The following is a 25,456-nucleotide window of genomic DNA, read 5'->3' as shown; positions in this document are numbered from 1 at the left end:
CAGCTCTCCAGGGTTACTTGATGGAATGCACGGTCTGTACCGTTTGTGCGCTCGGGAACAGATTGCTGATGAAGCGGTTCCACCGCACCAGTCCAGCCGTATCCACGAAGACGACATCCTTGGGTTGCAACTCGAACTTCTCCGCCACCGCGTAAGCCTGCGGCGAGGCGGCATTCAGGTGGAACACCAGCGGCGTGGCCTGCTCGGTGCTGCGCACCACGAACACTTGCGACGAGTCCGCGGTCAGCTGGTTGGGCCCTCCCGCCACGCCCAGCGCCTCGTTCAACGTCAACCTGCCATCGCGCATCACGATGGTGGCCGGCGTAGTCACTTCGCCGGTCACGAACACCTTGCTGTCATCCCTCGGGGTCACCCGGACGATGTCGCCCGACTTCAGCATGACCTGGTTCAAGTCCTGGCCGCGGTCGATCAGCGCGGGCAGATTCACGCGCGTCTTCTTGCCTTCGCGGATGACATAGACGCTGCTGCGGTCACCCGTGGGCAGTACGCCGCCCGCGCGGTTGATCGCTTCCAGCAAGGTCATGGGAATGTCGTTGATCGCCACCGTGCCTGGCGTCTTCACCTCGCCTTCGACGTAGACCCGCTTGCTGCGGTAGCCCAGCACGCGCACCGTGATCTGCGGGTCCTGGATGTATTTGCCCGAACTATTGACTATGAGATTGCGCGCCTGAAGTTCAGTCAACCCCGCCACTTTCAGCAGTCCCGTATAGGGAAATTGGATATATCCAGTGGAGGAGACCGTATACCCCGGAATGCCCGATGCGGTGTCCCCGAAGGCTAGTTCGGTCACCCCAGTGCCAATGGCGTAGGTTTGCGTCGGAAGCACGAGCTCGGGGTGATCCCAGACCACGATCGAGAGGATGTCCCCGGGGCCGATGCGATAGGGCTCGGCCTTGTCGACCAGCCGCGAAACGCCGTCGTTGTCCAGCAGCGCCTGACGCGCGCGGTTGTCGTCCAGCACCAGGGAGGGCGTGATCTCCTTGATCTGCGCCACCGAGTTCGGATCCAGGGGATCGACCAGGTGCTTGGCGTCAAAGGTCATGCCGGGAGAAAGGGCGCAGGCGCCCAGCGAGGACACGAGCGCAATGGCTGCGATGGCTCGGCTCAACGTTCCGAAAAATGTCGTCATGGCGAATCCACTGTGAATGACTTCGTTGCTTGGAAAGGAGCCCGATGCGTAACGGGTTGCGACATTCCACTCTCTTTTCCAGCCCCCGCACATTCGACGGATGCCCTAAGCCTTCTCCTACATCGTTTGGAGGTTTCGGGTGCGCCGGGCACTCAATAAGATTTCGACGGTAGCCACATGCTTTGCGGCGGTGCACCGTTGTTTTTCGCGCGGCCGCAGGGCGACTCCCCGAACAAAGGAGTACGCGATGGACCCGTCCCTTACGGACACGTCGGCGAGATCGAATCGATCCAGCTATCTGTACCGGCTGTTGGATGCCGCGATCGTCATCATCTGCGGCCTCGCCGTCACCGAGCTGAAGTTCTCGGATGAGGCGATGGCGGATCCTCCGCAGATCCACCTGTTCCTGATCTACCTGTGCGGCCTGGGCGTCATCGCGCTGTTCCCGGCCTTCCGTCTCTATGTCTCCTGGCGCGGCCGCCGCCTGACCGACCTGGTGGTGCGCAGCCTGGCGGCGTGGGCCCTGGTGTTCGCGCTGGGCATCCTGGTCAGTTTTCTCATGCATCAGAGCGCGGCGGTATCGCGCTTGTGGGCCGCGACCTGGTTCGGCTCCGTCGCCCTGGCGCTGGCCGGGGTGCGCCTGGCGGCCTACACCGTCCTGGGCGCGGCGCGCGACCGCGGCCTGGACCGCAAGCGCGTGCTGCTGGTCGGCTTCGGCGCGCTCGGCCACGACCTGTGGCGCCGCGTCGAACGCTACCGCGAGGCCGGCTACGAGGTCGCCGGCATCTACGCCGAAGCCCACGAGAACCTGCCGCCGCAAGTCCGGCGCCTGCACGAGCTGGATGCGTTGCACGGCTTCGTGCGCGAGAACGACGTGCGAGAAGTCTGGATCGTGCTGCCGATGGAGGCCGGCCAGGAATTGCGCGAAGTGCTCTACCACCTGCGCAACGACCTGGTCGACATCCGCTGGATCCCCGACGTGATGTCGATCCAGCTGCTGGGCCACCGCATCGGCGAATTCCTCGGCCTGCCCGCCATCCAGCTCAACAGCCTGCCGGCCGCCGGCGTGCGCGGCCTGGCCAAGGAAGCCTTCGACCGCGCCTTCGCGCTGTGCGCGCTGGTGGGGCTGTCGCCGGTGATGCTGACGGTGGCCTGCCTGGTGAAGCTGACCTCGCGCGGCCCGGTGCTGTTCACCCAGCCGCGCCTGGGCGTGGACGGCAAGGTGTTCCACGTCTACAAGTTCCGCACCATGACCGTGCACCAGGAGCACGGCGTGGTCACCCAGGCCACCCGCAACGACGCCCGCATCACCCGCATCGGCGGCTTCCTGCGCCGCACCAGCCTGGACGAACTGCCGCAGTTCCTGAACGTGCTGCGCGGCGACATGTCGGTGGTCGGCCCGCGCCCGCACGCGCTGGAGCACAACGAGCTCTACAAGGACCTGGTGCAGCGCTACATGATGCGCCACCGCGTCAAGCCGGGCATCACCGGCTGGGCCCAGGTCAACGGCCTGCGCGGCCAGACCGACACGCTGCGCAAGATGAGCGACCGCGTCGAGCACGACATCTATTACATCCAGCACTGGACGTTCCGGATGGACCTGATCATCATCGCCCGCACGGCGGTCTCCGGATGGACGGGCCGAAATGTCTACTGAACCGCTCGGCTGGCCCCTGATCGTCCCGGCGCGCGTGCGCTTCGCGCCCGGCCCGGCCGCGCCGGCCCCCGGCCTGCTGGCCGAGGACGACTTCCGCCGCGCGGTGGAGATGCTGCCGCTGGTGTCCATCGACCTGCTGCTGCGCGACGCCGAGGGCCGTTACCTGACCGGGCTGCGCAGCAATCCGCCGGCCCAGGGCGCCTGGTTCGTGCCCGGCGGCCGCATCCGCAAGAATGAGACGCTGGCTCGCGCGCTGCAGCGCATCGCCCGCGAGGAACTGGGCGTGACGCTGCCGCCTCACGCCTGGCGGCCGCGCGGCGTGTACGAACACTTCTATGACACCAATTTCGCCGGCGAGCCCGGCCGCGCCACCCATTACGTCGTCCTCGCCTACGAGGCCGACCTGACGCTGGACACCGCCAGCCTGCCGCTGGGCCAGCACCGCCGCTACCGCTGGCAGTCCCCGGCGGCCATCGCCGCCGATCCCGGCGCGCATCCGAACACCCAGGCCTACTTCAAGGAGTCAGCGCCATGACCCACCCCCACCCCCCCTATCGGGCCGTCATTCTCTGCGGCGGTTCGGGTTCGCGCCTGTGGCCCCTGTCGCGCGAGCTGCTGCCGAAGCAGTTCATCCGTTTGACCGATGACCGCAGCCTGCTGCAGAACACCCTGCTGCGGCTCGGCTCGGCCGGCGCCCAGGCGCGGCCGATGCTGGTGTGCAACGACGCCCACCGTTACATCGCGGCCGAGCAGGCGCAGGAACTGGGCATCCAGGATGCCGAGATCGTGCTCGAACCGCACGCCCGCAACACCGCGCCCGCCATCGTCGCCGCCACGCTGCGGGCGATGCGCGACGGCGAGGACCCGGTCATGCTGATCATGCCGTCCGACCACGTGCTGGAGGACGGCCCGGTGCTGGCCGCCGCCTTCGCCGAGGCCTACCAGGCCGCGCGCCAGGGCGCCCTGGTGACCTTCGGCATCACGCCGACGGCGCCGCTGAGCGGCTACGGTTACATCCAGGCGGCCGAGTCCGACGCGCTGGCGCCGGCGCGGCGCGTGCGCCGCTTTGTCGAGAAGCCCTCGCCCGAAGTGGCGCAGCGCTTCATCGAGACCGGCAGCTACTACTGGAACAGCGGCATGTTCGCCTTCCAGGCCTCGGTGTTCCTGGCCGAAATGGAGCGGCTGGCGCCGCGCATCCTGGAGCAGGTGCGCGCGGCGGTGACCGCCGGCCATGGCGAGAACAGCCTGTTCCAGCTAGACGGCCCGGCCTTCGAGGCCTGCCCCAGCGACTCGATGGACTACGCCATCATGGAACGCACCGACAGCGCCGTGGTCATCCCGCTGGCCGCGCCGTGGAGCGACGTCGGCGCCTGGGACGCGGTCTGGGGCATCGCCCGCAAGACGGCCGAGGGCAATTCCACCAGCGGCGACGTGATGGTCGAGGACTCGCGCAACTGCCTCATCCATTCGACCAGCCGGCTGGTGGCCTCGGTGGGACTGGACGACATCGTCGTGATCGAAACGGCCGACGCCGTGCTGGTGGCGCACAAGTCCCGCTCGCAGGACGTCAAGCGGCTGGTGGAGGCTTTCAAGGTCCAGCACCGCAGCGAAATGAACCATCACCGCGAAGTGCAGCGGCCGTGGGGCTCCTACGACTCGGTGGGCCAGGGACCGCGCTACCAGGTCAAGCGCATCACCGTGAAGCCGGGCGCGCGCCTGTCGTCGCAGATGCACCATCACCGCGCCGAGCACTGGGTGGTGGTGTCGGGCACCGCGCGCATCTACAACGGCGACAAGCAGTACCTGCTGACCGAGAACCAGTCGACCTACATTCCGCTGGGCGAGGTCCACAGCCTGGAGAACCCCGGCAAGATCCCGCTGGAGATCATCGAGGTGCAATCCGGCGCCTATCTGGGCGAGGACGACATCGTCCGTTTCCAGGACATGTACGGCCGTGTCTGAGCCCCGGCGCGCGGCCTCCTCTTTCTGGCGCCCGGGCGTGGCGCGGGTCTGCCTGCCCGCGGCGGCGCTGTTCTTCCTGACGCTGGTCACGGTGGGCAACCTGCCGGGCCTGGCGGCCGAAATGTCGGCCACCTTCGGCGACAAGCGCCTGCACCTTGCGGCCTACGCCTTTCTGACGGTGCTGATCTACGCCTCGGTGCGTCGCCGGCCCGCGTTGACGGCATTGGCGACGGTGACGGCGCTGGGCGCGCTGGACGAAACCATCCAGTCCTTTTTTGCCTATCGACAAGCTGATCTCTTAGACCTTCTGGCCGATATCTCCGCGGCGGGTGCGACAGTAATCTCGTTGAACATCGGTTCCGCAGCCTTCGGCTCCTTTCGTGCAGTGACTAAGTCTTAAGGATAAAACCATGCCAAAACGGGCACTGATTACCGGCGTCACCGGACAGGACGGCGCATACCTGGCCGAGTTCCTGCTGGCCAAGGGCTATGAAGTCCATGGCATCAAGCGGCGCGCGTCGCTGTTCAATACCGCGCGCATCGATCACCTGTACCAGGATCCGCATGACCAGCCGCGCAACTTCGTGCTGCACCACGGCGACATGACCGACTCCTGCAGCCTGATCCGCATCGTGCAATCGGTGCAACCCGACGAGATCTACAACCTGGCGGCGCAGAGCCACGTCGGGGTGTCGTTCGAAGAGCCGGAGTACACCGCCAACGCCGACGGCCTGGGCACCCTGCGCCTGCTGGAAGCCATCCGCATCCTCAAGCTGGAGGACAAGGCGCGCTTCTACCAGGCCTCGACCTCCGAGCTGTACGGGCTGGTGCAGGAAACGCCGCAGCGCGAAAGCACGCCGTTCTATCCCCGCAGCCCCTACGCCGCGGCCAAGCTGTACGCCTACTGGATCAGCGTGAACTACCGCGAGGCCTACGGCATGTATGCCTGCAACGGGATCCTGTTCAACCACGAATCGCCCAAGCGCGGCGAGACCTTCGTGACGCGCAAGATCACCCGCGGCCTGGCCCGCATCGTGCTGGGCCTGCAGGAATGCCTGTACCTGGGCAACCTTTCGGCGCTGCGCGACTGGGGCCATGCGCGCGACTACGTCGAAATGCAGTGGCTGATGCTGCAGCAGGACACGCCGGAGGACTACGTCATCGCCACCGGCATGCAGTACAGCGTGCGCGAGTTCATCAATACCGCCGCGCGCGAACTGGGCATCCTGCTGGCGTGGGAGGGCGAAGGCCTGAACGAGACGGCCACGGTGCTGTTCAGCCCGGTGCACGACATCAAGGCCGGCCAGGTGATCGTGCGGGTCGACCCGCGCTACTTCCGCCCGACCGAGGTCGAGACCCTGCTGGGCGATCCGACCAAGGCGCGCGAAAAGCTGGGCTGGTCGCCCCGCACCACCTTCGCCCAGCTGGTCAAGGAGATGGTCGAGAGCGACCTGAAGGACGCGCGCCGCGATGCCCTGGTGGAGCAGAACGGCTACGAAATCTACGCCTACAAGGAGTAGCCCGCCATGAGCCATCAGGATCAACGCGTGTTCGTGGCCGGCCATCGCGGCATGGTGGGCGCGGCGCTGGTGCGCGAGCTCCAGGGGCGCGGCTACCGCCAGGTCATCACGCGCAGCCACAGCGAACTGGACCTGGAGAACCAGAACCAGGTGCACCGCTTCTTCTCGACCACGCCGGTCGACGTGGTGTACCTGGCGGCCGCCAAGGTCGGCGGCATCCTGGCCAACCAGAACCATCCGGTGGACTTCCTCTACCGCAACCTGATGATCCAGTGCAACGTGATCCGCGCCGCCTACGCGGCCGGCGTGCGCAAGCTGCTGTTCCTGGGCTCGTCCTGCATCTATCCGCGCGACGCGGCGCAGCCGCTGCGCGAGGACGCGCTGCTGACCGGCCCGCTGGAAGCCACCAACGAGCCCTACGCCATCGCCAAGATCGCCGGCCTGAAGCTGTGCGAGGCCTACCAGCGCGAATACGGCGCGCACTTCGTCTGCGCCATGCCGACCAACCTGTATGGCCCGCACGACAACTACGACCTGCACAGCAGCCACGTGCTGCCGGCGCTGATCCGCAAGTTCCACGAAGGCCGCGAGGCCGGCGACGACAGCGTGACGCTGTGGGGCAGCGGCAAGCCGCTGCGCGAATTCCTGTACGTCGACGATCTGGCGCGGGCCTGCGTGATGCTGATGGAAACGCCGTCGGCCGAGGGCATGTACAACATCGGCGCCGGCCAGGACCTGTCCATCGCCGAACTGGCGCGGGTGGTGGCGCAGGTGGTCGGCTACCAGGGCAGCATCGTCTACGACGCCAGCAAGCCCGACGGCACCCCGCGCAAGCTGATGGACTCGTCCAGGGTGCGCGCGCTGGGCTGGAAACCGGAGATCTCATTGACCCATGGGGTGACGCTGGCCTATGGCCATTTCCTGCGCGAGCAGGTGCGTCCGCCGCTGCCCGTGGCCTGAGCGCCACGCCAACCGAGCACAGGCCTACCGATGTACCGACTCATCAGGCAGCACGTCGCCGGCAATGCCTCGTTCTGGGGGCTGGTGGAATATGGCATCGGCCCGGTCGCGGCGCTGGTGGCGCTGCCCATCCTGTTCCGCCAGCTGGGTACGGTGGGCTTCGGCCAGTACTCGATGATCATCGCGCTGGCCGGCTTCGGCAACGCCGCCAACCTGGGCGCCGCCGTGACCGCCACCAAGCTGGTGTCCGAACGCATGCACGAACCGGGCGGCGCCTACCGCGCGGCTGGCGTCGCCATGTCGCTGATCGGCTGCGCGCTCGGCGTGCTGACGGCGGCCGCGGCGCTGCTGTGGGGCGTGGTGTGGCTGGGCTGGCCCGCCGCCACCTTCGGCGGCGTGGCCGTGACGCTGCTGGCCATGCCGGCGCTGGCCGTCTACCTGACGCAGCAATACGACCAGCTGATGTCCGGCTGCCTGAAGGGCCGCGAGGACTTCCGCGCCACCGCGCTGTGCGAGGTCTTCAGCCGCAGCGGCACCATGGCCCTGGCCTGCGCCACCGCCTGGCTGACCGCCTCGCCCACCTGGACCGGCCTGGCCCAGGCCGTCGGCCTGCTGCTGGCCGGCTCGGTCAAGATGCACGTGTTCGCGCGCCGCTACGGCCATGCGCTGGTGCGCCCGGTGCGCGACCGCGGCGCCATGCTGGCGGCGTTCAAGTTCTCGCGCTGGTCCTGGCTCAACAGCCTGAGCGCGCTGGCGTTCGGCTCGGTCGACCGGGTGCTGGTGGGCAGCCTGATGGGGCCGGCCGCGCTGGCCATCTACACGGTCGGCGTGCAGGTCGGCCAGATGATCCACACCGCGTCGGTGGCGATCTTCCAGAAGGCCATGCCGCGCGTCAGCCGCCTGGCCGCCGCGCCGCCGCACCCCGGCGCCGCCGAAGAGGAAATCCGCCGCCTGATGTGGTGGAACCTGCTGCTGTCGGCCGGCGCCACCGTGGCGGTGCTGGCGGTCAGCCAGCCGCTGCTGGACCTGCTGCTGGGCCACGCGGTGGCCGCAGGCCACCTGGGCACCTTCCGCCTGCTGATCGCCGCCTCCGGGCTGCTGTCGCTGAATGCCGCGGCGCATTTTTCCCTGCTCGGGCTGGGCAATTCGCGCGCGGTCGCCATTCTCAACGGCCTGGGCGGCCTGGCCATGCTGTGCGTCATGGCCGTCCTGGTGCAAGCGGCGGGCGAGCACGCCGCGGCCTGGGGCCGCATGGCCTATGCGGCGATCACGCTGGCCGGCGTGGCGCTCGCCATCCGTCAATCCCGGCCCGACTACCCGGGCGCAATGCCTGCGGCCACCCGGTAGTGAACATGCTGAGGTCTTATATGCGCAAGCGTCACAACGAGTACTCGCGTCAACTGATCGACTTCGTGAGCGAGCTGCGCCCGCCCGCGCCGATCGCCGGCGGCCTGTTGCCCAAGCTGACCATCGTGACCCCCTCGTTCAACCAGGCCCGCTTCCTGGAACGCACCATCGTGTCGGTGCTCAACCAGGGCTATCCGCGGCTGGAGTACATCATCATCGATGGCGGTTCGACCGATGGCAGCGTCGACATCATCCGCAAGTACGAGCGCTACCTGACCCACTGGGAAAGCGCGCCCGACCGCGGCCAGTCGCACGCCATCAACAAGGGCTTCGAGCGCGCCACCGGCGACTACGTCGGCTGGCAGAACTCCGACGACCTGTACTACCCGGGCGCGCTGCGCAAGCTGGGCGCGGCGGCGGCGCGGGGCCGGGCGCCGATCGTCAGCGGCAACCTGTTCGTGGCCGACGCCGACAACCACATCTTCCGCAAGATCCACTACACCCCCGTCAACCGCGGCACGCTGACCGTGGTCAAGGCCTCGATCCCGAACCAGTCGGCGATCTTCCGCCGCGACCTGCTGCTCAAGCACGGCCTGCTGCAGGAAAGCATGCGCTACTGCATGGACCTGGAACTGTGGAGCCGCCTGCTGCGCGAGGGCCGCAACCAGATCGTGCCGGACGCGATGGGCGTTTACACCGCCCATGACGAGACCAAGACCGCGCTGATGCAGGACGTGCTGCTGGAGGAGCGCCAGCAGATCGTCGAGCGCATCCGCCGCACCGAACCGGGCATGGGCAAGCTGTTCGGCCTGTCGTGCCGCGCCTCGCAGGTGGCGGCGCACGCACGCCAGGGCGACCTGTCGTACCTGGTCGAGAAACTGGCCATCAAGCTGTTCGGACGCGACGACTGGGCCGCGCACTGACCCCACCCAGCCATGGAGCCGCCATGCATCCGCACCGCCGTCTTTCCACGCTGCACCTGCTGGGCCTGTTCGCCTTCACCGCGCTGGCGCTGAACGACGACCACTTCATCCTCGGGGTGGGCAGCTTCAAGCTTTCGCCGTTCGACGTGCTGTTCGTCGCCATCCTGGTGGTCAAGGCGCTGCGGCTGGCGGACCCCGCCGCCTACGCCCTGCCGCGCGGCACGCTCGGCATGCTGCTGGGCCTGCAGGTGCTGACGGTGATCTACCTGCTGCTGGTGTCGCTGCATCATCCCGGCATCGAGACCGGCGACGTCGCGCGCGACCTGCGCATCGTGTTCTATTTCCTGAGCGTGCCGTTCCTTTGCTACAAGGACATCGACAGTCCGGCGGCCTACGCGCTGCTGCAGAAGTACATCGTGGCGGCGTGCCTGGCCGTGGCCACGCTGATGCTGCTGGAGCAGTTGCAGGGCTTCAGCGTCGCCAACCCGCTGCGCAACGTGCGGCTCGGCGTCTGGGCGATTCCGTTCGGCGTGGTGTCGCTGCTGTACTTCCGCAAGACGCTCAACGTGTCGGGCCCCAAGGCCTACGCGCTGACGGTGTACATGCTGCTGGCGCTGGTGTTCTCGCTGAACCGCAGCCAGTACCTGCAGTTGATGGTGTCGGTGCTGCTGGCGGTGATGCTGGCGGCTGGTTCCGATGTGCGCCGCCGGGTGGTGATGATCTTCGCGCCGGCCGCCGTGGCCGGCATCCTGGTGTTCGCCAGCATCGGCTACCTGGACGTGCTGACCAACCGCGTCTTCAGCGTCGAGCGGCTGGACGAGGACTCCAGCTACGGCGCCCGCATCCAGGAGATGCAGGGCCAGATGGACTCGTTCGCCGAAAGCCCGGTGTTCGGCAAGGGCGCCGGCTTTCGCAGCTGGGTGATGGGCGAGAACGGCTTCGAGCTGAGCACCTTCGCGCACAACTCGTGGGCCTTCTACCTGATGAAGTTCGGCATCGTCGGCACGGTGATGATCATGCTGCCGCCGTTGCTGATCCTGCTGCTGTCGCTGTTCCGGCGCTACGCCCATCCCGGACTCGAACTGCACCGGCGCTACTTGCTCGCCACGGCGCCGATCTACATCTTCATCGACTCGCTCTCGGGGGGCCTGGCGTACGCCCCCAAGACAGCCTTCACCGGCTTCCTGCTGTGCTACTGCCTGTCGCTCATCCGCAATGCCCGGGCCATGCCCGTGCCCACGCCCGCACCCGCGGCTCCCAGCCCCCGTCCGGACACCACGCACCGGGCGTCACCGCGAGTACTGCCCCATGCCTGATGTCCTGTTCGTCGCGCCCGACCTGCACGGCGGCGTTGGAAGATGCGTCGCCTTCATCGCCGATGCCCTGCCCGAACGGGGCGTGGACGCCGCGCTGTTCCTGCTGCGTTCGCGCAACCGTGAATACCCGGTCGCCAATCCGCGCGTGACGCGGGCCTTGCCGGTGATCGAATCGCCCACCTCGCTGCGGCTGATGCTGCCGGTGGCGTTCTGGCGGCTGCTGGCGCAGATCCGCCGCGACCGCCCCGCCATCGTCTGCTCGCACGGCCTGCTGTGCAACATGCTGGTGGTGCTGGCCAAGAAACTGCTGCGCGGCAAGTTCGCCACCGTCGCCTTCGAACACAGCAGCCCCGCCATCCATTACGGCGCCTCGCGCATGCGGCGGCTCAAGTGCTGGCTGGTGAGCCAGACCTACCGACGCCACGACGCAGTCGTCGGCGTATCGCGCGGCGTCAAGGAAGACCTGGTCAGCATGTTCCCGCCGCTGCGCGGCAAGGTGCGCACCATCTACAACGGCGTGCCGCTGGACGACGTGCGCGAGCAGAGCGCGACGCCGCCGGCGTCCGAACCGGTGGCCACGCCGTACCACGTGGTCGCGGTCGGCCGCCTGGAGGCCGTCAAGGACTATGCCACCCTGATCGACGCTGCCGCGCTGCTGGACGACCCCGGCATCCGCTTCACCATCCTGGGCGAGGGCTCGGAACACGCCGCCCTGCAAAAGCGCATCGACGCGCGCGTCTCGCGCAGCCCGGTGACGCTGGCCGGCCACATCGACAACCCGTTTCCCGTGATCGCCGGCGCCGGCGCCTTCGCCCTGACCTCGGTGCGCGAGAGCTTCGGCAACGTGCTGGTCGAGGCCCTGTGCCTGGGGGTTCCCGTCATCTCCACAGATTGTCCGCACGGGCCGGCCGAGATCCTCGACGCCGGCCGCTACGGGCTGCTGGTGCCGGTGGGCGACGCGGCGGCCCTGGCCGCGGCGGTGCGCCGCCTGGCCTACGACGGCGACATGCGCGCGAGACTGGCGGCCGACGGCCCCGGGCGCGCCGACGCCTTTTCACTGGAGCGGCACTGCCGCGACGTCATCGAGCTGTTCCAGCCGCTGATGCGGCGCGGCGCCTCCTGAAAGGAAAGCATCATGTCCAAGATACCGGTATCCGTGGTCGTCATGACCAAGAACGAGGAACGCAACATCGCCAAGTGCCTGAAGGCGCTGGCCGACTTCGACGAAGTCTTCGTGGTCGATTCCAACAGCACCGACGCCACCTGCGCCATGGCCGCCGCGCTCGGCGCCAAGGTCAGCAACTTCCAGTGGAACGGCAAGTACCCCAAGAAGAAGCAGTGGTGCCTGGAGCAACTGCCCTTCACCCACCCGGTGGTGCTGTACGTCGACGCCGACGAGGAGATGACGCCCGAGCTGGCCGCCGAGATCCGCGCCGCGCTGCCGCGCTTCGCCGCCGGTGCCGGCGGCGCCTTCGTGCCGTTCGACTACGTGTTCTGCGGCAGGAAGCTGCGCCACGGCCATCGCGTCTACAAGCTGGCGCTGCTGGCGCGCGACCGCTCGCGCTTTCTCGACTACGACGACCTGGACGTGGCCCACATGTGGGAGGTCGAGGGCCACTACCAGCCCCAGGTGCAGGGCGAGACCTTCGCGCTGCGGGCGCGCATGGTGCACAACGACCACGACTCGCTCTACCACTACTTCGACAAGCACAACCGCTACTCCGACTGGGAGGCCAACCTGCGCATCAAGGGCCTGATGAACGACCCGCGCGAGGCCAACGTCGGCGCGCGCGCGCTGCTCAAGCGCGTGTTCCAGGCCATGCCGTTCAAGGCGCCGATCTCGTTCCTGCATTCCTACGTGCTGCGCCTGGGTTTCCTCGACGGCCGCGCCGGCTTCGACTACGCCATCGCCCGCGCCATGTACTACTGGCAGATCCGCATCAAGACCGAGGAAATCCGCAAGGCGCGGCTGGCCGTGCCCGAACGCCAACAAGGGGGAACGGTCGCCGGAGCCGCCAAATGAGCGCCCTGCAGCGGCTCGACCAGTTCGCCCTGGCGCCCGGCCAGCGCGGCCGCTCGGCGTTGACGGTGCAGCTGTGGTGGCTGGTGCAGGGATCGCTGTTCCGCTGGTCGCCGCAGGTGGCCTATGGCTTTCGGCGCTGGCTGCTGCGCTGCTTCGGCGCCCGCGTCGGCCGCAAGGTCCTGATCCGGCCCAGCGCCACCGTGACCTATCCCTGGAAGGTGGAAATCGGCGACTACGCCTGGATCGGCGACGACACGGTGATCTACAGCCTGGGGCCGATCCATATCGGCGCCCATGCCGTGGTGTCGCAGCGCAGCTACCTGTGCGCGGCCGACCACGACGCCGGCAAGCCCGACTTCCCGCTGCGCGAACGCGCCGTCCGCATCGAGGACGGCGCCTGGGTCGCCACCGACGTGTTCGTCGGCCCCGGCGTCACCATCGGCCGCGAGGCCGTGGTCGGCGCGCGCAGCTCGGTGTTCCGCAACCTGCCGCCGGCCATGGTGTGCCTGGGCAACCCCTGCCGTCCCGTCAAACCCCGCGTGGAGCAGCCAGCATGAAGATCCTTCTGTACAGCATCAACTACGCGCCGGAACTGACCGGCATCGGCAAGTACAACGCGGAAATGGCCGAATGGCTGGCCGCCCGCGGCCACCAGGTCAGCGTGGTCACCGCCCCGCCCTACTACCCCCAATGGCAGGTCCACGACGGCTATCAGGCCGGCCGCTACCGCCGCGAGACGCGCGCCGGCGTCGACGTCCGGCGCGCGCCCTTGTGGGTGCCGCGCAAGCCCGGCGGCGCCAAGCGCCTGGTGCACCTGGCCAGCTTCGCGCTCTCCAGCCTGCCGTCGCTGCTGCGGGCGGCGGCCGGCCGGCCGGACCTGATCCTCGTGGTCGAGCCCGCCCTCTTCTGCGCGCCGGCCGCATGGCTGGCGGCGCGGCTGTGCGGCGCGCGCGCCTGGCTGCACATCCAGGACTACGAGGTGGACGCCGCCTTCGACCTGGGCCTGCTCAAGGGCGCGCGGCTGCGCGGTCTGGTGCAGCGCGCCGAACGTTGGCTGATGCGGCGCTTCGACCGCGTCTCGACGATTTCGCGGCGCATGCAGGACCTGGCGCTGTACAAGGGCATCGACCCGCAACGCGCGGTGCTGCTGCCCAACTGGATCGACGTCAACGCCATCGCCCCCGATCGCGCCGGCAACCTGCGCGCCGAGCTCGGCATTCCGGCCGACGCGGTGGTGGCGCTGTACTCGGGCAACATGGGCGGCAAGCAGGGCCTGCAGACGCTGGCGCAGGTGGCGCGGCTGCTGCAACACGAGCCGCGCCTGTGGTTCGTGTTCTGCGGCCAGGGCCCCGAACGCGCGCCGCTGCAGGCGCAGTGCGAGGGCCTGGCGCGGGTGTGCTTTCTCGACCTGCAGCCGTGCGAACGCCTGGGCGCGCTGCTGAACACCGCCGACATCCACCTGCTGCCGCAGCGCGCCGGCGCCGCCGACCTGGTCATGCCGTCCAAGCTGACCGGCATGCTGGCCAGCGGCCGACCGGTGGTGTGCGGCGCCGCGCGCGGCACCGAGCTGGCCGGCGTGGTGGCGCACTGCGGCCTGGTCACGCCGCCCGAGGATGCCGCGGCCATGGCCGAGGCGGTGCGCAAGCTGGCCAACAACGCGCAGATCCGCGAAACCCTCGGCACCGCCGCGCGCCGCCACGCGCTGCGCTATCTGCACATCGACGCGGTGCTGGCGGCCGCCGAACGGGAATTCGCCGCGGTGGTCGATCCCGTCGCCGCGCCAGCCGCGCCCAGCCCCGCCAGCGCCGTGCGCCGCGACAGCGGCCGCTGACGAGCCCCTCTCTCGACCAGACGGCATCCATGGCGGCGCGCTCCCGGGCGCGCCGCCATTGTTCAATGGGTGGATTTCATGTGGAGTCGCCAGGCTTGCCGCTGCCGCGCACCAAGCCCATCTGCACGGCGATGTAGGCCGCCTCGGCCTGATTGCGCGCATTCAGCTTCCAGTACAGGGTGCGCGCATGGCTCTTCACGGTGGCCACCGAAATGCCCACGTGCTGGCCGATCTCGCGCATGGTCTTGCCCTGCACCAGCAATTGCAGGATCTCCTCCTGCCGCTGCGTCAGCTCGCGCAATTCCTGCACCGGGTTCTGCGAGGCGCCCAGCAGGCGCGCCGCTGGCTGCGGATAACACTCCCCGCCCGCCAGCACCAGGCTGACGGCGGCCGCCAGCGCATCGGGGCTGGAGGCCTTGGGCAGGTAGCCGGCCACGCCGGCCCGGGCGCAGGCCGCCATGACGCTCTGGTCCAGCACGGAGTACAGCGCCAGCACCAGGCGCGGCATGAACAGCGCCATCGCCTGCGACAGCAGGCCGATGTCGGGCTCGGCCACGCCGCTGCAGCCGACAACCAGCAATTCCACCGGCCGGTTGATCGAGCCGGGCATGTTCAAGAGATGGGCTGGCGAGATCGCCAGGATGTCCTCGGCATTGCGCACGCGCTCCAACACATGCTGGATAGCGACACGAAGCAGCGCGTAGTCTTCGATCAGAACGGTTGTCATCCCGGGGGGAACCTTGTGACACAGGGCCCAGACACGGTTCCCATGGCAAGGCGGCGCACGGCAGCGACGACGGATCAGGCGCGTCACCCGGCTCACGGGAATCTCGTCCGCCGCGGGGGGTGGCTCGGGCGGGCATTGTGATTCGCCGTCTCAACCCATGCTTGCGGACACAACCCATGCTATCAGCGGCTACGTTCGCTGAATCTCGTGCAGGAGGATGATTGGAGGAGGAATGCTGCGGCACGGCGACCGCCGATGCTGCAGTGAATGCCCTAGGCGGGATGGCGGGGGAGCATCCCGCCGGACCGCAGGGCGAGGGCCGCGCACCGCCGGGCAGGCGGCGCGAACCGGGGCCGGCTGCCCCGGCGCGTCAGCCCAGCTTGCGCCCGTACAGCTGCCCGGCGTCCACGTCGCGACCATTGGGTTCATGCCATTCCAGCGTGGCGCCGCGTTGCAGCGCGGCGTACACGGCTTCACCCTTGTTCTTGACGTGCAGGCGTTGGTACAGCGTGCAGGCATGCGTCTTCGCGGTGGCCACCGAGATGTTGAGCATGCGGCTGACCGTCTTGATGGGATAGCCCCTGGCCAGCAGCACCAGCACCTCGTACTGGCGCGGCGTGATCTGCAGCAACTGCGCGCCGGCGCTGATCGGCATGGTGCCCTTGCCGGCGTCGTCGGCCTCGCGCGCCGGCAACACGCAGCTGGCCTGCGCCGGCGCCTGCAACGCCTGCTCGCTCGGGAAGCACTGCCCGCCCGCCATGACCAGGCGGATGGCCGCTTCCAGGATCTCCACCGAGGCCGTCTTCATCAGACAACCGTAGACGCTGGCGCCGGGCAGGCCCTGCACCGGCATCGGCAGCGGCATGACATCGGTCAAGAGCAGGATGCGCTTCGGGCTGAGTTCACGCTGGATCTCATGCAGCGTGCTCCAGGCTTCCTCGCTGTCCACCGGCAAGCCGTAGATCAGAAGATCTGCGCCGGCATGCGCCCCGTTGGCCTTCGAGACATCGGCCAACCCCATTCCCTCGATTTCCCACACATCGTCCAACTTGCTCAGAATCTGCCACAAACCCAGCCGCAGGAGCGGATGGGCTTCAATCAGGACCATCTTGGCCATGGTGTCCTCCCGGTTGTTCAACAGGCCTAGAAGGGATCTTCGCTGTGCTGAAGACTATTTTTTTTCCAACCCCGCGGGGGTGGTCCGCGATTCCCGGAATATCTAATGACGCTGCACCGGGCCATTTGGGTTGGGAGACTTTCGTAGCCAACATAACGGATGGCATGAACCCATCTTATGGTTCGAAATTGGCAAAATCAAGACGCTGGCAAGCGATATAATCCGACAAAAACAGAAATCATTCGTTAGCCGTAAACGTTCTCATAAAACAGGATGAGACACCCCTCTCATCCTTTTATCCGCTAGGGTTTCCACCGACCCCACCGAGACGGAGAGCCGCTTGGCAGGCCGCTGCCGCGCCTGTCGGGCAACGCCGGCAGGGCCGTGTTCAGGGCGCTGACAGATGGGAAGGGGCGCGACCGGCGCCAGCGGAAATGCAGGCAAGACTTGGCCAGATTCGGCGGCAGACTTGTCTATATGTTTCCACCGACACATTATGCCCGTGGCCTTCCGCCGCAATCGAAATATAGGTAACACTTTTATTTTCCGGTAGCTTGCGTCATTTACTCCATATACGCGAAGTCGAATACCGTATGACCACCCTGATGATGCCAATGGTGCATTGAAGCATGGCGCTTTTTCAGGAAGCTGGCGTAATGGATTTCGCCATCGGTCTCGACGTAGGTCGACGGCGACAGCTCTTCGATCCGGTTGAGCGAGACGCCCTTGCCGTAGTGGCAGAAGCCCTGGTACTGCGCGCAGCGGATCACCTCTCCGCCAGGAGAGACAACGATTCCGGCGTTGCGGGCCCGCATCGGGTTGCGCACGATGGGGTTGCAGGCGTGTGGCGTCCAGTGGCTCGAGCGCGGCGAGTCGGCGAAGAACGCGAACAATTCATCGCAGTGATTCTGGCCGTCGGCGCGGTCGATATTGGTTAATAGCCACCAGTATTCGCCACGTTTGAAAATAATGGTATCGACCGCCGAAACATCGGTCATCAGCGTCAAATCCAATTCCCATTTCAATGGAAATTCGATGCATTTCCATAATTCTATACTGCGATTTCCGCACGTTTCCGGCACCATGTAGGTGGTTCCTTCATATTCAAATATATACGGAAACGATAAATGGTAAGGCAGGTTCAAGGCCGTCCCCAACAGCTGGAAAGCCCCATTTTCATAGGTGGCGACGGAGATCGTGCCCTTGCGCGAGTGAAAATCGTAATCTTCGAAAAATATATATGGATTCTCGCCCCGCATATAAACGAACGGATCCGCGAAAAAACGCCCCTTGGGTGGTTGCAATACCATGGCCTCGGATACCACCGCCTGCTGCCGGGTCGACGCGAACATACCGATGCGCCAGCGCACATTGCGTCCCATGACGCGCCGCACAATCAAATCGGTCATTAACCAGGCCTGGCGCGCGATGTAGGCGGCGCTGTCCCACTCCGCCGGATCGTCGCGCCGCTGGCCGCTCATGATCTGCATGCCGGGTGGCGCCGCGCCCGGCCGCGCGCGCGCCAGCGCCAGCAGCGCGTCGTAGACCATGAAGTTGCCCAGGCTGAACGCGCGGGTCTGGTTCTTCAGCCAGAACACCTCGGTATTGAAACTGCGCTGGTCCAGCAGCGCGTCCTCATCCGCGCTCGCGCCCATGCGCCACAGCTTCACCGTGGTGTGGTCCTCGCGCTGGTAGACCTCCCAGAAACCCGCGTAGCGGCTGGTGGACACGGCGATGTCGGAATAACTGAGCCGCCAGGTGCCGTGGCGCGCCCAGCCCGCCACCCGCGCGCGCGGCGGCGGCGGCAGCGCGCCCAGCATGATCACCAGGTCCAGCCCCAGCGCCGCCACGCCGTCATCGCGCCCACTGTCCCGCGGGCCGGCCGGCAGGGTCAGCACGGCGGTCGATGCGGGCAGGCCGTCGCGCAGATCACGGCAGGTCAGCATCTGTCGCTGGCGCGCTGGCAGCAGGCGCGATTCGAGCCGCGACAGCGTGCCGAACAACGCCTTGGCGCCCAGTCGCGGCGCGCGATCGGCGGTATCTTTCTCCAAGACCAGCAGTGCGGACAGTTCGAAATCCTGGCTGCGCGCGAGCCACTCAGCCATGTCGTGGATCCAGCCGGGCTGGTCGGTCCCGTCGATCAACAGCCCCACTCTGTAGGTCTTCATGTCTCCTGCTCCTGTGTCAGGTCGATATGGCCTGCGGCACCGGAACGGCGATCGGGCTCGCCAGGCGCATCCACGGTGCCACGCTCTCAAGTCCTCGCAGTGATACTGCGGCGTTTCGGCCCGACCTTCCAGACGGCTTTCATCCTAGGGCGCACGTCCGAGGACAAACGGCGCAGGGCCTTTTGGACGACGCGGCGCGCTCCTCCTCAGCCAACCGCAGGGGCCCTCATGCAAAGGAACGAGCGCCGCGCCAGGCTCCGCCGGACGGGCGGGATGCCCTCCATTTTTAGGGGTAAACCCTATTCGGGATTGCCGGGATCGCATCCTTGTCATCTTTTGCGCATACTTCTTTCAAACGAACGTTTGAATTCAACCCGATGCAAGAACTCAGATCCTCCAGCACCCGCGAATCGATCCTGGACACCGCCGAAGCCCTGTTTGCGCAGCAGGGGCACGACGGCACGTCGATGCGCCAGATCACCGGCGCGGCGGGCGTCAACCTGGCCTCGGTCAACTACCACTTCGGTTCCAAGGAATCGCTGGTGCAGGCCGTGCTCAAGCGCCGCCTGGAAGTCCTCAACCGCGAACGCCTGCGGCTGCTGGACGAACTGGAGGCGCAGGCCCAGGGCAAGCCGCTCAAGCCGTCGCAGATCGTCGACGCCTTCTTCGGCACGCTGCTGCGGCTGGCCGCCGATCCCGAACAGGCCGGCAGCACCTTCCTGCCGCTGCTCGAGCGCACCATGACCGACCCGGCCGGCTTCATCCGCGCGCTGTTCGCCGAGGAATACGCCGACGTGCTCGAGCGCTACCGCAATGCCTTCTTCGCCGCGCTGCCCGACGTGCCGCGCGCCGAGATCGTGTGGCGTTTCCAATTCATGCTTGGCGCCACCTCCTACGCCATCATCGGCACCGACCTGTTGCGCTCGGTGACCGGCTGGACGCTGGACGAAGCCGAGCAACCCGACAACCCCGAGCTGCTGCTGCCCCGCCTGATGAGCTTCCTGCTCGGCGGCCTGCGCGCTCCCCTGCCGCAGCATCCCGCCACCTAGGGCATGCCCCGAGGTCAGCGCGGTGCGGCGGTTCCAGAGAATTAGAGAAAGGAGACAAGGAAATGAACGCAGTCATCGTCGCGCTGATCGTCATCGCGCTGCTGGCCGTCGTCCTGCTGGGCGTGCGCCCGGTCAGGCGGGCCTTGCTGTCGGCGCCGATCTTCAATCTCTACCGCAAGGTGCTGCCGCAGATGTCGGACACCGAGCGTGACGCGCTCGAAGCCGGCACGGTGTGGTGGGAAGGCGAGCTGTTCCGCGGCCGCCCCGACTGGAAGCGCATGCTGGCTTACCCGCGCCCCCGCCTGACCGACGAGGAGCAGCACTTCCTCGACCACCAGGCCGAAGAGGCCTGCCGCATGGTCAACGACTGGAACATCACGCAGGAACGCTTCGACCTGCCCGCCGAGGTCTGGGACTACCTCAAGCGCAGCGGCTTTCTCGGCATGATCATCCCCAAGGAATACGGCGGCCTGGCGTTCTCGGCCTATGCCCACTCCGAGATCGTGACCAAGCTGTCGACGCGCTCGTCGGCGCTGGCGGTGTCGGTGATGGTGCCCAACTCGCTCGGCCCCGCCGAACTGCTGCTGCACTACGGCACCGACGAACAGAAGAACCACTACCTGCCGCGCCTGGCGCGCGGCGAGGAAGTGCCGGCCTTCGCGCTGACCAGCCCGTGGGCCGGTTCCGACGCCGCCGCCATCCCCGATAGCGGCATCGTCTGCAAGGGCGAATGGCAGGGCCGCGAAGTGATCGGCATGCGCGTCAGCTGGGACAAGCGCTACATCACGCTGGCGCCGGTCTGCACGCTGCTAGGCCTGGCCTTCCGCCTGTACGACCCGGACGGCCTGCTGGGCGGCAAGAAGGACCTGGGCATCACCTGCGCGCTGGTGCCGCACGACCACCCGGGCGTGGACACCGGCCGCCGCCACTTCCCGCTGAACGCCATGTTCATGAACGGTCCGACCCGCGGCCACGACGTCTTCATGCCGCTGGACTTCATCATCGGCGGCCCGGCCATGGCCGGCCAGGGCTGGCGCATGCTGATGGAATGCCTGGCGGCCGGCCGCTCGATCTCGCTGCCCTCGTCCAACACCGGCATGTCCAAGCTGACCGCGCGCGCCGTCGGCGGCTACGCCCGCGTGCGCAGCCAGTTCCGCACCCCGGTCGGCAAGTTCGAAGGGGTCGAGGAAGCGCTGGCCCGCATCGGCGGCCACACCTACATGATGGACGCCGCCCGCAGCATGACCGCCGGCGCCGTCGACCTGGGCGAGAAGCCCTCGGTGGTGTCGGCCATCGTCAAATACCACGTCACCGAGCGCGCGCGCCAGGTCGTCAATGACGGCATGGACGTGATCGGCGGCAAGGGCATCTGCCTGGGGCCGTCCAACTTCCTCGGCCGCGCCTACCAGCAGATCCCCATCGGCATCACCGTGGAAGGCGCCAACATCCTGACGCGCAGCCTGATCATCTTCGGCCAGGGCGCGATCCGCTGCCATCCCTATGTGCTGGCCGAGATGCGCGCGGCGCAGTCGCCCGACCGCAAGCAGGGCCTGATCGATTTCGACGGCGCCTTCTGGGGCCATGTCGGTTTCGTGACGCGCAACAAACTGCGCGCGCTGGGCACGGCGCTGACCGGTGGCCGCTTCGTCGGCATCGACGCCGACGTCGCGCCCGCGATGAAGCGCTACTACCAGCTGCTGAGCCGCTATTCGGCCGCCTTCGCGCTGCTGGCCGACACCTCGATGCTGGTGCTGGGCGGCAGCCTCAAGCGCCGCGAACGCCTGTCGGCGCGCCTGGGCGACATCCTGTCGCAGATGTACCTGGCCAGCGCCGCGCTCAAGCGCTTCGAGGACGAAGGCCGCCAGGACGCCGACGCGCCGCTGGTGCACTGGTCGGTGCAGGACGCGCTGTTCCGCCTGCAGGACGCCATCGACGGCGTGCTGGAAAACTATCCCAACCGCGTGGTGGCGTGGAGCTTGCGCCGCATCGTCTTCCCCTGGGGCCGGCCGCAGTCGCTGCCGTCCGACCAGCTGGGCCAGGACGTGGCGCGGCTGCTGATCAACCCGGGCGCGACCCGCGACCGCCTGACCGCCGGCTGCCACCTGCCCGCCACCGCCGACGAACCGGTCGGCGCGATCGAGCAGGCGCTGGCGGCCACGCTCGAAGCCGAACCGATCGAGTCGAAGATCCGCGAATTCGAGAAAAGCGGCGCGCTCGAGGGCAACCCGCAGGCCAACGTGCGCGACCTGGCCGACGCCGCCTTTGCCGCCGGCGGCATCACCGCCGAAGAATATGCGGTGGTCAAGCGCCGTAATGCCTTGCGCGATACCGTGGTGAAAGTGGATGATTTCCCCTTTGACCTCGGCGCCACCGGCGCGGTCAAGCCGGCGGCCGAACGCAAGGCCGCCTGAGGGCCCCAGTCAACACGCAGAGGAGATCGGATGGCATTCAAACCGGTATACGTGGTCGACGGCGCCCGCACGCCCTTCCTGAAGGCGCGCACGGGCCCCGGCCCATTCGCGGCCGGCGACCTGGCCGTGCAGGCCGGCCGCGGCCTGCTGTTGCGCCAACCCTACACGCCCACGGACCTGGACGAGGTCATCGTGGGCTGCGCCGCGCCGTCGCCCGACGAAGTCAACATCGGCCGCGTGATCGCCCTGCGCCTGGGCTGCGGCGACAAGGTGCCCGGCTGGACCGTGATGCGCAACTGCGCCTCGGGCATGCAGGCGCTGGACTCGGCCATCGCCAACATCCAGACCGGACGCTCGCAGCTGGTGCTGGCCGGCGGCGTCGACGCGCTGTCGCGCGCGCCGGTGCTGTTTTCCGACGACATGGTGCGCTGGCTGGCCGGCTGGTACGCCGCGCGCGGCCTCGGCGCCAAGCTCGCCACGCTCGGCCGCCTGCGCCTGCGCCACCTGGCGCCGGTCATCGGCCTGCTCAAGGGCCTGACCGACCCGGTGGTGGGCCTGTCCATGGGCCAGACCGCCGAAAACGTCGCCACCCGCTTCGGCATCAGCCGCCAGGCCATGGACGCCTATTCGGCGCAGAGCCACGCGCGCGCGCTGGCCGGCCGCGAGGCCGGCGCCTTCGCCGAGATCGCGCCGCTGATCGACACCCAGGGCAAGCTGTACGCCGAGGACGACGGCGTGCGCGCCGATTCCACCCCCGACAAGCTGGCCAAGCTCAAGCCGGTGTTCGACAAGCCCTGGGGCAACATCACCGCCGGCAACAGCTCGCAGGTCACCGACGGCGCCGCGATGCTGGTGCTGGCCTCCGAAGAGGCGGTGCGGCGCTGGAACCTGCAACCGCTGGGCCGCATCGTCGACAGCCAGTGGGCCGGCCTCGACCCGGCCATGATGGGCCTGGGCCCGGTGCACGCCGCCACCCCGATCCTGCAACGCCACGGCCTGGGCCTCAATGACCTGGACTTGTGGGAAATCAACGAGGCCTTCGCCGCCCAGGTGCTAGGCTGCCTGGCGGCCTGGCAGGACGACGCCTATTGCCAGGAGCACTTCGGCACGCCGGCCTGGGGCGCGCTCGACCCTGCCCGCCTGAACGTGGACGGCGGCGCCATCGCCATCGGCCATCCGGTCGGCGCCTCCGGCGCCCGCATCGTGCTGCACCTGCTGGACGCGCTCAAGCGCCGCGGCGCGCGGCGCGGCATGGCCGCCATCTGCATCGGCGGCGGCCTCGGCGGCGCCATGCTGGTCGAAACCCTGGAGGACCGCCAATGACCACGCTGGATTCGCTCTCCCATTGGCGCCTGGACCGCGACGCCGACGGCCTGGCGTGGCTGACGTTCGACCGCGCCGGCAGCGCCGTCAACGCGCTGTCCGCCGACACCATGGCCGAACTGGCGACGGTGCTGGATGCCCTCGACGCGCAGCCGCCCAAGGGCCTGGTGATCCGCTCGGGCAAGCCGACCGGCTTCATCGTCGGCGCCGACGTCAACGAATTCGCCGAACTGAACACGCCGGAACAGGGCCGCGCCCTGGTGGCGCGCGGCTGGAACCTGTTCAACCGCCTGGCGGCGGTGCGCTATCCGACGCTGGCGCTGATCCAGGGCCATTGCCTGGGCGGCGGCCTGGAACTCGCGCTGGCCTGCCGCTACCGGCTGGTGGAGGACGCGCCCGGCGCCTCGCTGGCGCTGCCCGAAGTCATGCTGGGCATCTTCCCCGGCTGGGGCGGCATGCTGCGCCTGCCCGCGCTGATCGGCGCGCCCGCCGCGCTCGACATGATGCTGACCGGCCGCGGCGCCGACGCGCGCCGTGCCGCCACGCTGGGGCTGGTCGATGCGCGCGTGCCGACCCGCCTGCTGCAGGCCGCGGCGCGCGGCATGGTGCTATCCGGCAAGCCGCCGCGCCGCGCGCGCGGCCTGGGCGCCTGGCTGAACCGCTGGCCGCTCAAGGCGGTGGCCGCCAACCGCGCCCGCAAGCAGATCGCCGCCAAGGATCCGCTGCGCCACTACCCGGCCGCGCCCGCCATCGTCGACCTGTGGGAAAAACACGGCGGCAACGCCCTGCAGGCCCCGGCGCTGATCGACGGCATCATTGCCTCGGACACCGCGCGCAACCTGCTGCGCGTGTTCCGCCTGCAGGAACGCCTCAAGGCCAACGGCCGCCAGGCCGGCGCCCCGCCGGTGCGCCACGTGCATGTGGTGGGCGCCGGCGTGATGGGCGGCGACATCGCCGCCTGGTGCGCGCTCAAGGGCATGACCGTGACGCTGCAGGACCAGGACATGGCCCGCATCGCGCCCGCCATCAAGCGTGCCGCGACGCTGTTCTCGCGCCGCCTGAAGGACCGCCGCGCCGCCCGCGCGGCTTTCGACCGGCTGGTGCCCGACCCCGCCGGCGGCGGCGTGCCGCTGGCCGATCTGGTGATCGAGGCCATCAGCGAGAACCCCGAGGCCAAGCGCGGCCTGTACCAGGCGCTGGAACCCCGCATGAAGGCCGACGCGCTGCTGGCCACCAACACCTCCAGCCTGTCGCTGGAAACGCTGCGCGGCGGCCTGGCCCGGCCCGAACGGCTGGTGGGCATCCACTTCTTCAATCCGGTCGCCAAGATGCCGCTGGTGGAAGTGGTGCACGCCGATGGCACCGCCGAGGCCACGCTGGTGCGCGCCTGCGCCTTCGTCGGCCAGATCGGCAAGCTCGCGCTGCCGGTGCGCAGCGCGCCCGGCTTCCTGGTCAACGCGGTGCTGGCGCCCTATATGCTGCAGGCCATGCGCAGCGTCGACGAAGGCCTGTCGCCCGCCACGGTGGACGCGGCCATGGTGGCGTTCGGCATGCCCATGGGGCCGCTGGAACTGGCCGACACCGTCGGCCTGGACATCGCCCGCGCGGCGGGCCAGGAGCTGGCCGGCGGCGCCGAGCCGCCGCGCTGCCTGGCCGAGAAGCTGGCGCGCGGCGACCTGGGCAAGAAGAGCGGCCGCGGCTTCTACGCCTGGCGCGACGGCAAGCCGGTCAAGGAAGGCCAGCCCGGCCAGGCGCCGGCCGGCCTTGCCGAACGCCTGATCCAGCCTTTGATCGACGCCACCCGCGAGCGGGTCGAGGCCGGCGTGGTCGCCGACGCCGACCTGGCCGATGCCGGCGTGATTTTCGGAACCGGGTTCGCGCCATTCACGGGCGGACCCCTGCATTACCAAAGCAGTCGCAGTGCCTAGCGCAGCAACAGACCGGCCGGGATACCCTTGAGCCGGATAGACCG

21 protein-coding genes are annotated in these 25,456 nt (G+C 68.2%); 17 read left to right on the top strand and 4 right to left on the bottom strand.

Annotation, left to right across the window (positions count from 1 at the left end; all coding sequences use genetic code 11):
* Positions 1 to 13: 13 nt before the first annotated feature.
* Positions 14 to 1,150 carry a polysaccharide biosynthesis/export family protein gene (locus tag AOZ53_RS01670; protein ID WP_054431949.1) on the bottom strand — a complete coding sequence of 379 codons (1,137 nt, stop codon included), beginning with the start codon at positions 1,148 to 1,150 and terminating at the stop codon, positions 14 to 16.
* Between the two features lie 247 nt (positions 1,151 to 1,397).
* Here AOZ53_RS01670 and AOZ53_RS01665 point away from each other — a divergent pair, with 247 nt between their 5' ends.
* The 13 genes from AOZ53_RS01665 to AOZ53_RS01605 all read left to right on the top strand — a co-directional run bounded on the left by AOZ53_RS01665 (position 1,398) and on the right by AOZ53_RS01605 (position 14,689).
* Positions 1,398 to 2,807 carry an undecaprenyl-phosphate glucose phosphotransferase gene (locus AOZ53_RS01665; protein ID WP_054431950.1) on the top strand — a complete coding sequence of 470 codons (1,410 nt, stop codon included), beginning with the start codon at positions 1,398 to 1,400 and terminating at the stop codon, positions 2,805 to 2,807.
* A gap of 73 nt (positions 2,808 to 2,880) precedes the next feature.
* Entirely contained in the window at positions 2,881 to 3,342 is a 462-nt protein-coding gene (locus AOZ53_RS01660) for a GDP-mannose mannosyl hydrolase (RefSeq protein WP_156333210.1), read from the top strand.
* Positions 3,339 to 4,769 carry a mannose-1-phosphate guanylyltransferase/mannose-6-phosphate isomerase gene (locus AOZ53_RS01655; RefSeq protein WP_054431951.1) on the top strand — a complete coding sequence of 477 codons (1,431 nt, stop codon included), beginning with the start codon at positions 3,339 to 3,341 and terminating at the stop codon, positions 4,767 to 4,769. The genes AOZ53_RS01660 and AOZ53_RS01655 overlap by 4 nt, the downstream gene beginning before the upstream one ends.
* A gap of 37 nt (positions 4,770 to 4,806) precedes the next feature.
* Positions 4,807 to 5,169: a VanZ family protein gene (locus tag AOZ53_RS01650; RefSeq protein WP_054431979.1), complete on the top strand. Its 363-nt coding sequence runs from the start codon at positions 4,807 to 4,809 to the stop codon at positions 5,167 to 5,169.
* A gap of 10 nt (positions 5,170 to 5,179) precedes the next feature.
* Positions 5,180 to 6,289, top strand: coding sequence for a GDP-mannose 4,6-dehydratase (gene gmd, locus AOZ53_RS01645; RefSeq protein ID WP_054431952.1), 1,110 nt, complete (start codon positions 5,180 to 5,182; stop codon positions 6,287 to 6,289).
* A gap of 6 nt (positions 6,290 to 6,295) precedes the next feature.
* Entirely contained in the window at positions 6,296 to 7,249 is a 954-nt protein-coding gene (locus AOZ53_RS01640) for a GDP-L-fucose synthase family protein (protein WP_054431953.1), read from the top strand.
* A gap of 30 nt (positions 7,250 to 7,279) precedes the next feature.
* The gene (locus AOZ53_RS01635) at positions 7,280 to 8,596 is read left to right on the top strand and encodes a lipopolysaccharide biosynthesis protein (RefSeq protein WP_054486663.1); all 1,317 of its coding nucleotides are present in this window, start codon (positions 7,280 to 7,282) and stop codon (positions 8,594 to 8,596) included.
* Positions 8,597 to 8,616: 20 nt separating this feature from the next.
* Positions 8,617 to 9,519 carry a glycosyltransferase family 2 protein gene (locus AOZ53_RS01630; RefSeq protein ID WP_006390298.1) on the top strand — a complete coding sequence of 301 codons (903 nt, stop codon included), beginning with the start codon at positions 8,617 to 8,619 and terminating at the stop codon, positions 9,517 to 9,519.
* A 23-nt stretch (positions 9,520 to 9,542) separates the two neighbouring features.
* A complete protein-coding gene (locus AOZ53_RS01625; RefSeq protein WP_054431955.1) occupies positions 9,543 to 10,835 on the top strand; it encodes an O-antigen ligase family protein in 1,293 nt (430 codons plus the stop codon).
* On the top strand, positions 10,828 to 11,958 hold the full coding sequence (locus tag AOZ53_RS01620; protein ID WP_054486662.1) for a glycosyltransferase: 1,131 nt from the start codon (positions 10,828 to 10,830) through the stop codon (positions 11,956 to 11,958). The genes AOZ53_RS01625 and AOZ53_RS01620 overlap by 8 nt, the downstream gene beginning before the upstream one ends.
* A 12-nt stretch (positions 11,959 to 11,970) precedes the next feature.
* Positions 11,971 to 12,858, top strand: a complete 888-nt coding sequence (locus tag AOZ53_RS01615) for a glycosyltransferase family 2 protein (protein ID WP_082380279.1) — start codon at positions 11,971 to 11,973, stop codon at positions 12,856 to 12,858.
* Positions 12,855 to 13,415, top strand: coding sequence for a putative colanic acid biosynthesis acetyltransferase (locus tag AOZ53_RS01610; protein WP_054486661.1), 561 nt, complete (start codon positions 12,855 to 12,857; stop codon positions 13,413 to 13,415). The genes AOZ53_RS01615 and AOZ53_RS01610 overlap by 4 nt, the downstream gene beginning before the upstream one ends.
* Positions 13,412 to 14,689, top strand: coding sequence for a glycosyltransferase WbuB (locus AOZ53_RS01605; protein WP_054486660.1), 1,278 nt, complete (start codon positions 13,412 to 13,414; stop codon positions 14,687 to 14,689). The genes AOZ53_RS01610 and AOZ53_RS01605 overlap by 4 nt, the downstream gene beginning before the upstream one ends.
* A 76-nt stretch (positions 14,690 to 14,765) precedes the next feature.
* Here AOZ53_RS01605 and AOZ53_RS01600 read toward each other — a convergent pair whose 3' ends face one another.
* The 3 genes from AOZ53_RS01600 to AOZ53_RS01590 form a co-directional block, all read right to left on the bottom strand.
* Positions 14,766 to 15,416: a response regulator transcription factor gene (locus tag AOZ53_RS01600; protein ID WP_054431960.1), complete on the bottom strand. Its 651-nt coding sequence runs from the start codon at positions 15,414 to 15,416 to the stop codon at positions 14,766 to 14,768.
* Positions 15,417 to 15,786: 370 nt separating this feature from the next.
* Positions 15,787 to 16,533: a response regulator transcription factor gene (locus AOZ53_RS01595; protein ID WP_054474201.1), complete on the bottom strand. Its 747-nt coding sequence runs from the start codon at positions 16,531 to 16,533 to the stop codon at positions 15,787 to 15,789.
* 563 nt (positions 16,534 to 17,096) lie between these two features.
* Positions 17,097 to 18,701: a glucosamine inositolphosphorylceramide transferase family protein gene (locus AOZ53_RS01590; protein ID WP_054474202.1), complete on the bottom strand. Its 1,605-nt coding sequence runs from the start codon at positions 18,699 to 18,701 to the stop codon at positions 17,097 to 17,099.
* 377 nt (positions 18,702 to 19,078) lie between these two features.
* Here AOZ53_RS01590 and AOZ53_RS01585 point away from each other — a divergent pair, with 377 nt between their 5' ends.
* The 4 genes from AOZ53_RS01585 (at position 19,079) to AOZ53_RS01570 (ending at position 25,412) form a co-directional block, all read left to right on the top strand.
* Entirely contained in the window at positions 19,079 to 19,750 is a 672-nt protein-coding gene (locus AOZ53_RS01585) for a TetR/AcrR family transcriptional regulator (RefSeq protein ID WP_006387729.1), read from the top strand.
* A 62-nt stretch (positions 19,751 to 19,812) separates the two neighbouring features.
* Positions 19,813 to 22,161 carry an acyl-CoA dehydrogenase gene (locus tag AOZ53_RS01580; protein ID WP_054486659.1) on the top strand — a complete coding sequence of 783 codons (2,349 nt, stop codon included), beginning with the start codon at positions 19,813 to 19,815 and terminating at the stop codon, positions 22,159 to 22,161.
* Between the two features lie 30 nt (positions 22,162 to 22,191).
* The gene (locus tag AOZ53_RS01575; RefSeq protein ID WP_054431467.1) at positions 22,192 to 23,484 is read left to right on the top strand and encodes an acetyl-CoA C-acetyltransferase; all 1,293 of its coding nucleotides are present in this window, start codon (positions 22,192 to 22,194) and stop codon (positions 23,482 to 23,484) included.
* The gene (locus AOZ53_RS01570) at positions 23,481 to 25,412 is read left to right on the top strand and encodes a 3-hydroxyacyl-CoA dehydrogenase NAD-binding domain-containing protein (protein WP_054486658.1); all 1,932 of its coding nucleotides are present in this window, start codon (positions 23,481 to 23,483) and stop codon (positions 25,410 to 25,412) included. Before AOZ53_RS01575 ends, AOZ53_RS01570 begins: the two co-directional genes overlap by 4 nt.
* Positions 25,413 to 25,456 lie beyond the last annotated feature (44 nt).

The sequence above is a fragment of the Achromobacter sp. 2789STDY5608621 genome, assembly GCF_001299375.1.
GTDB lineage: Bacteria > Pseudomonadota > Gammaproteobacteria > Burkholderiales > Burkholderiaceae_B > Achromobacter > Achromobacter insuavis.
The sequence above is the reverse complement of the archived record's forward strand: the minus strand, read 5'-3'. Positions and strand labels throughout refer to the sequence as shown.

Coding starts and splice junctions, on each gene's coding strand:
- AOZ53_RS01605 (WP_054486660.1), top strand. CDS start 13,412: ATGAAGATCCTTCTGTACAGCATCAACTACGCGCCGGAACTGACCGGC.
- AOZ53_RS01570 (WP_054486658.1), top strand. CDS start 23,481: ATGACCACGCTGGATTCGCTCTCCCATTGGCGCCTGGACCGCGACGCC.
- AOZ53_RS01580 (WP_054486659.1), top strand. CDS start 19,813: ATGAACGCAGTCATCGTCGCGCTGATCGTCATCGCGCTGCTGGCCGTC.
- AOZ53_RS01600 (WP_054431960.1), bottom strand. CDS start 15,416: ATGACAACCGTTCTGATCGAAGACTACGCGCTGCTTCGTGTCGCTATC.
- gmd (WP_054431952.1), top strand. CDS start 5,180: ATGCCAAAACGGGCACTGATTACCGGCGTCACCGGACAGGACGGCGCA.
- AOZ53_RS01590 (WP_054474202.1), bottom strand. CDS start 18,701: ATGAAGACCTACAGAGTGGGGCTGTTGATCGACGGGACCGACCAGCCC.
- AOZ53_RS01575 (WP_054431467.1), top strand. CDS start 22,192: ATGGCATTCAAACCGGTATACGTGGTCGACGGCGCCCGCACGCCCTTC.
- AOZ53_RS01665 (WP_054431950.1), top strand. CDS start 1,398: ATGGACCCGTCCCTTACGGACACGTCGGCGAGATCGAATCGATCCAGC.
- AOZ53_RS01610 (WP_054486661.1), top strand. CDS start 12,855: ATGAGCGCCCTGCAGCGGCTCGACCAGTTCGCCCTGGCGCCCGGCCAG.
- AOZ53_RS01615 (WP_082380279.1), top strand. CDS start 11,971: ATGTCCAAGATACCGGTATCCGTGGTCGTCATGACCAAGAACGAGGAA.
- AOZ53_RS01635 (WP_054486663.1), top strand. CDS start 7,280: ATGTACCGACTCATCAGGCAGCACGTCGCCGGCAATGCCTCGTTCTGG.
- AOZ53_RS01625 (WP_054431955.1), top strand. CDS start 9,543: ATGCATCCGCACCGCCGTCTTTCCACGCTGCACCTGCTGGGCCTGTTC.
- AOZ53_RS01640 (WP_054431953.1), top strand. CDS start 6,296: ATGAGCCATCAGGATCAACGCGTGTTCGTGGCCGGCCATCGCGGCATG.
- AOZ53_RS01620 (WP_054486662.1), top strand. CDS start 10,828: ATGCCTGATGTCCTGTTCGTCGCGCCCGACCTGCACGGCGGCGTTGGA.
- AOZ53_RS01630 (WP_006390298.1), top strand. CDS start 8,617: ATGCGCAAGCGTCACAACGAGTACTCGCGTCAACTGATCGACTTCGTG.
- AOZ53_RS01595 (WP_054474201.1), bottom strand. CDS start 16,533: ATGGCCAAGATGGTCCTGATTGAAGCCCATCCGCTCCTGCGGCTGGGT.
- AOZ53_RS01655 (WP_054431951.1), top strand. CDS start 3,339: ATGACCCACCCCCACCCCCCCTATCGGGCCGTCATTCTCTGCGGCGGT.
- AOZ53_RS01670 (WP_054431949.1), bottom strand. CDS start 1,150: ATGACGACATTTTTCGGAACGTTGAGCCGAGCCATCGCAGCCATTGCG.
- AOZ53_RS01585 (WP_006387729.1), top strand. CDS start 19,079: ATGCAAGAACTCAGATCCTCCAGCACCCGCGAATCGATCCTGGACACC.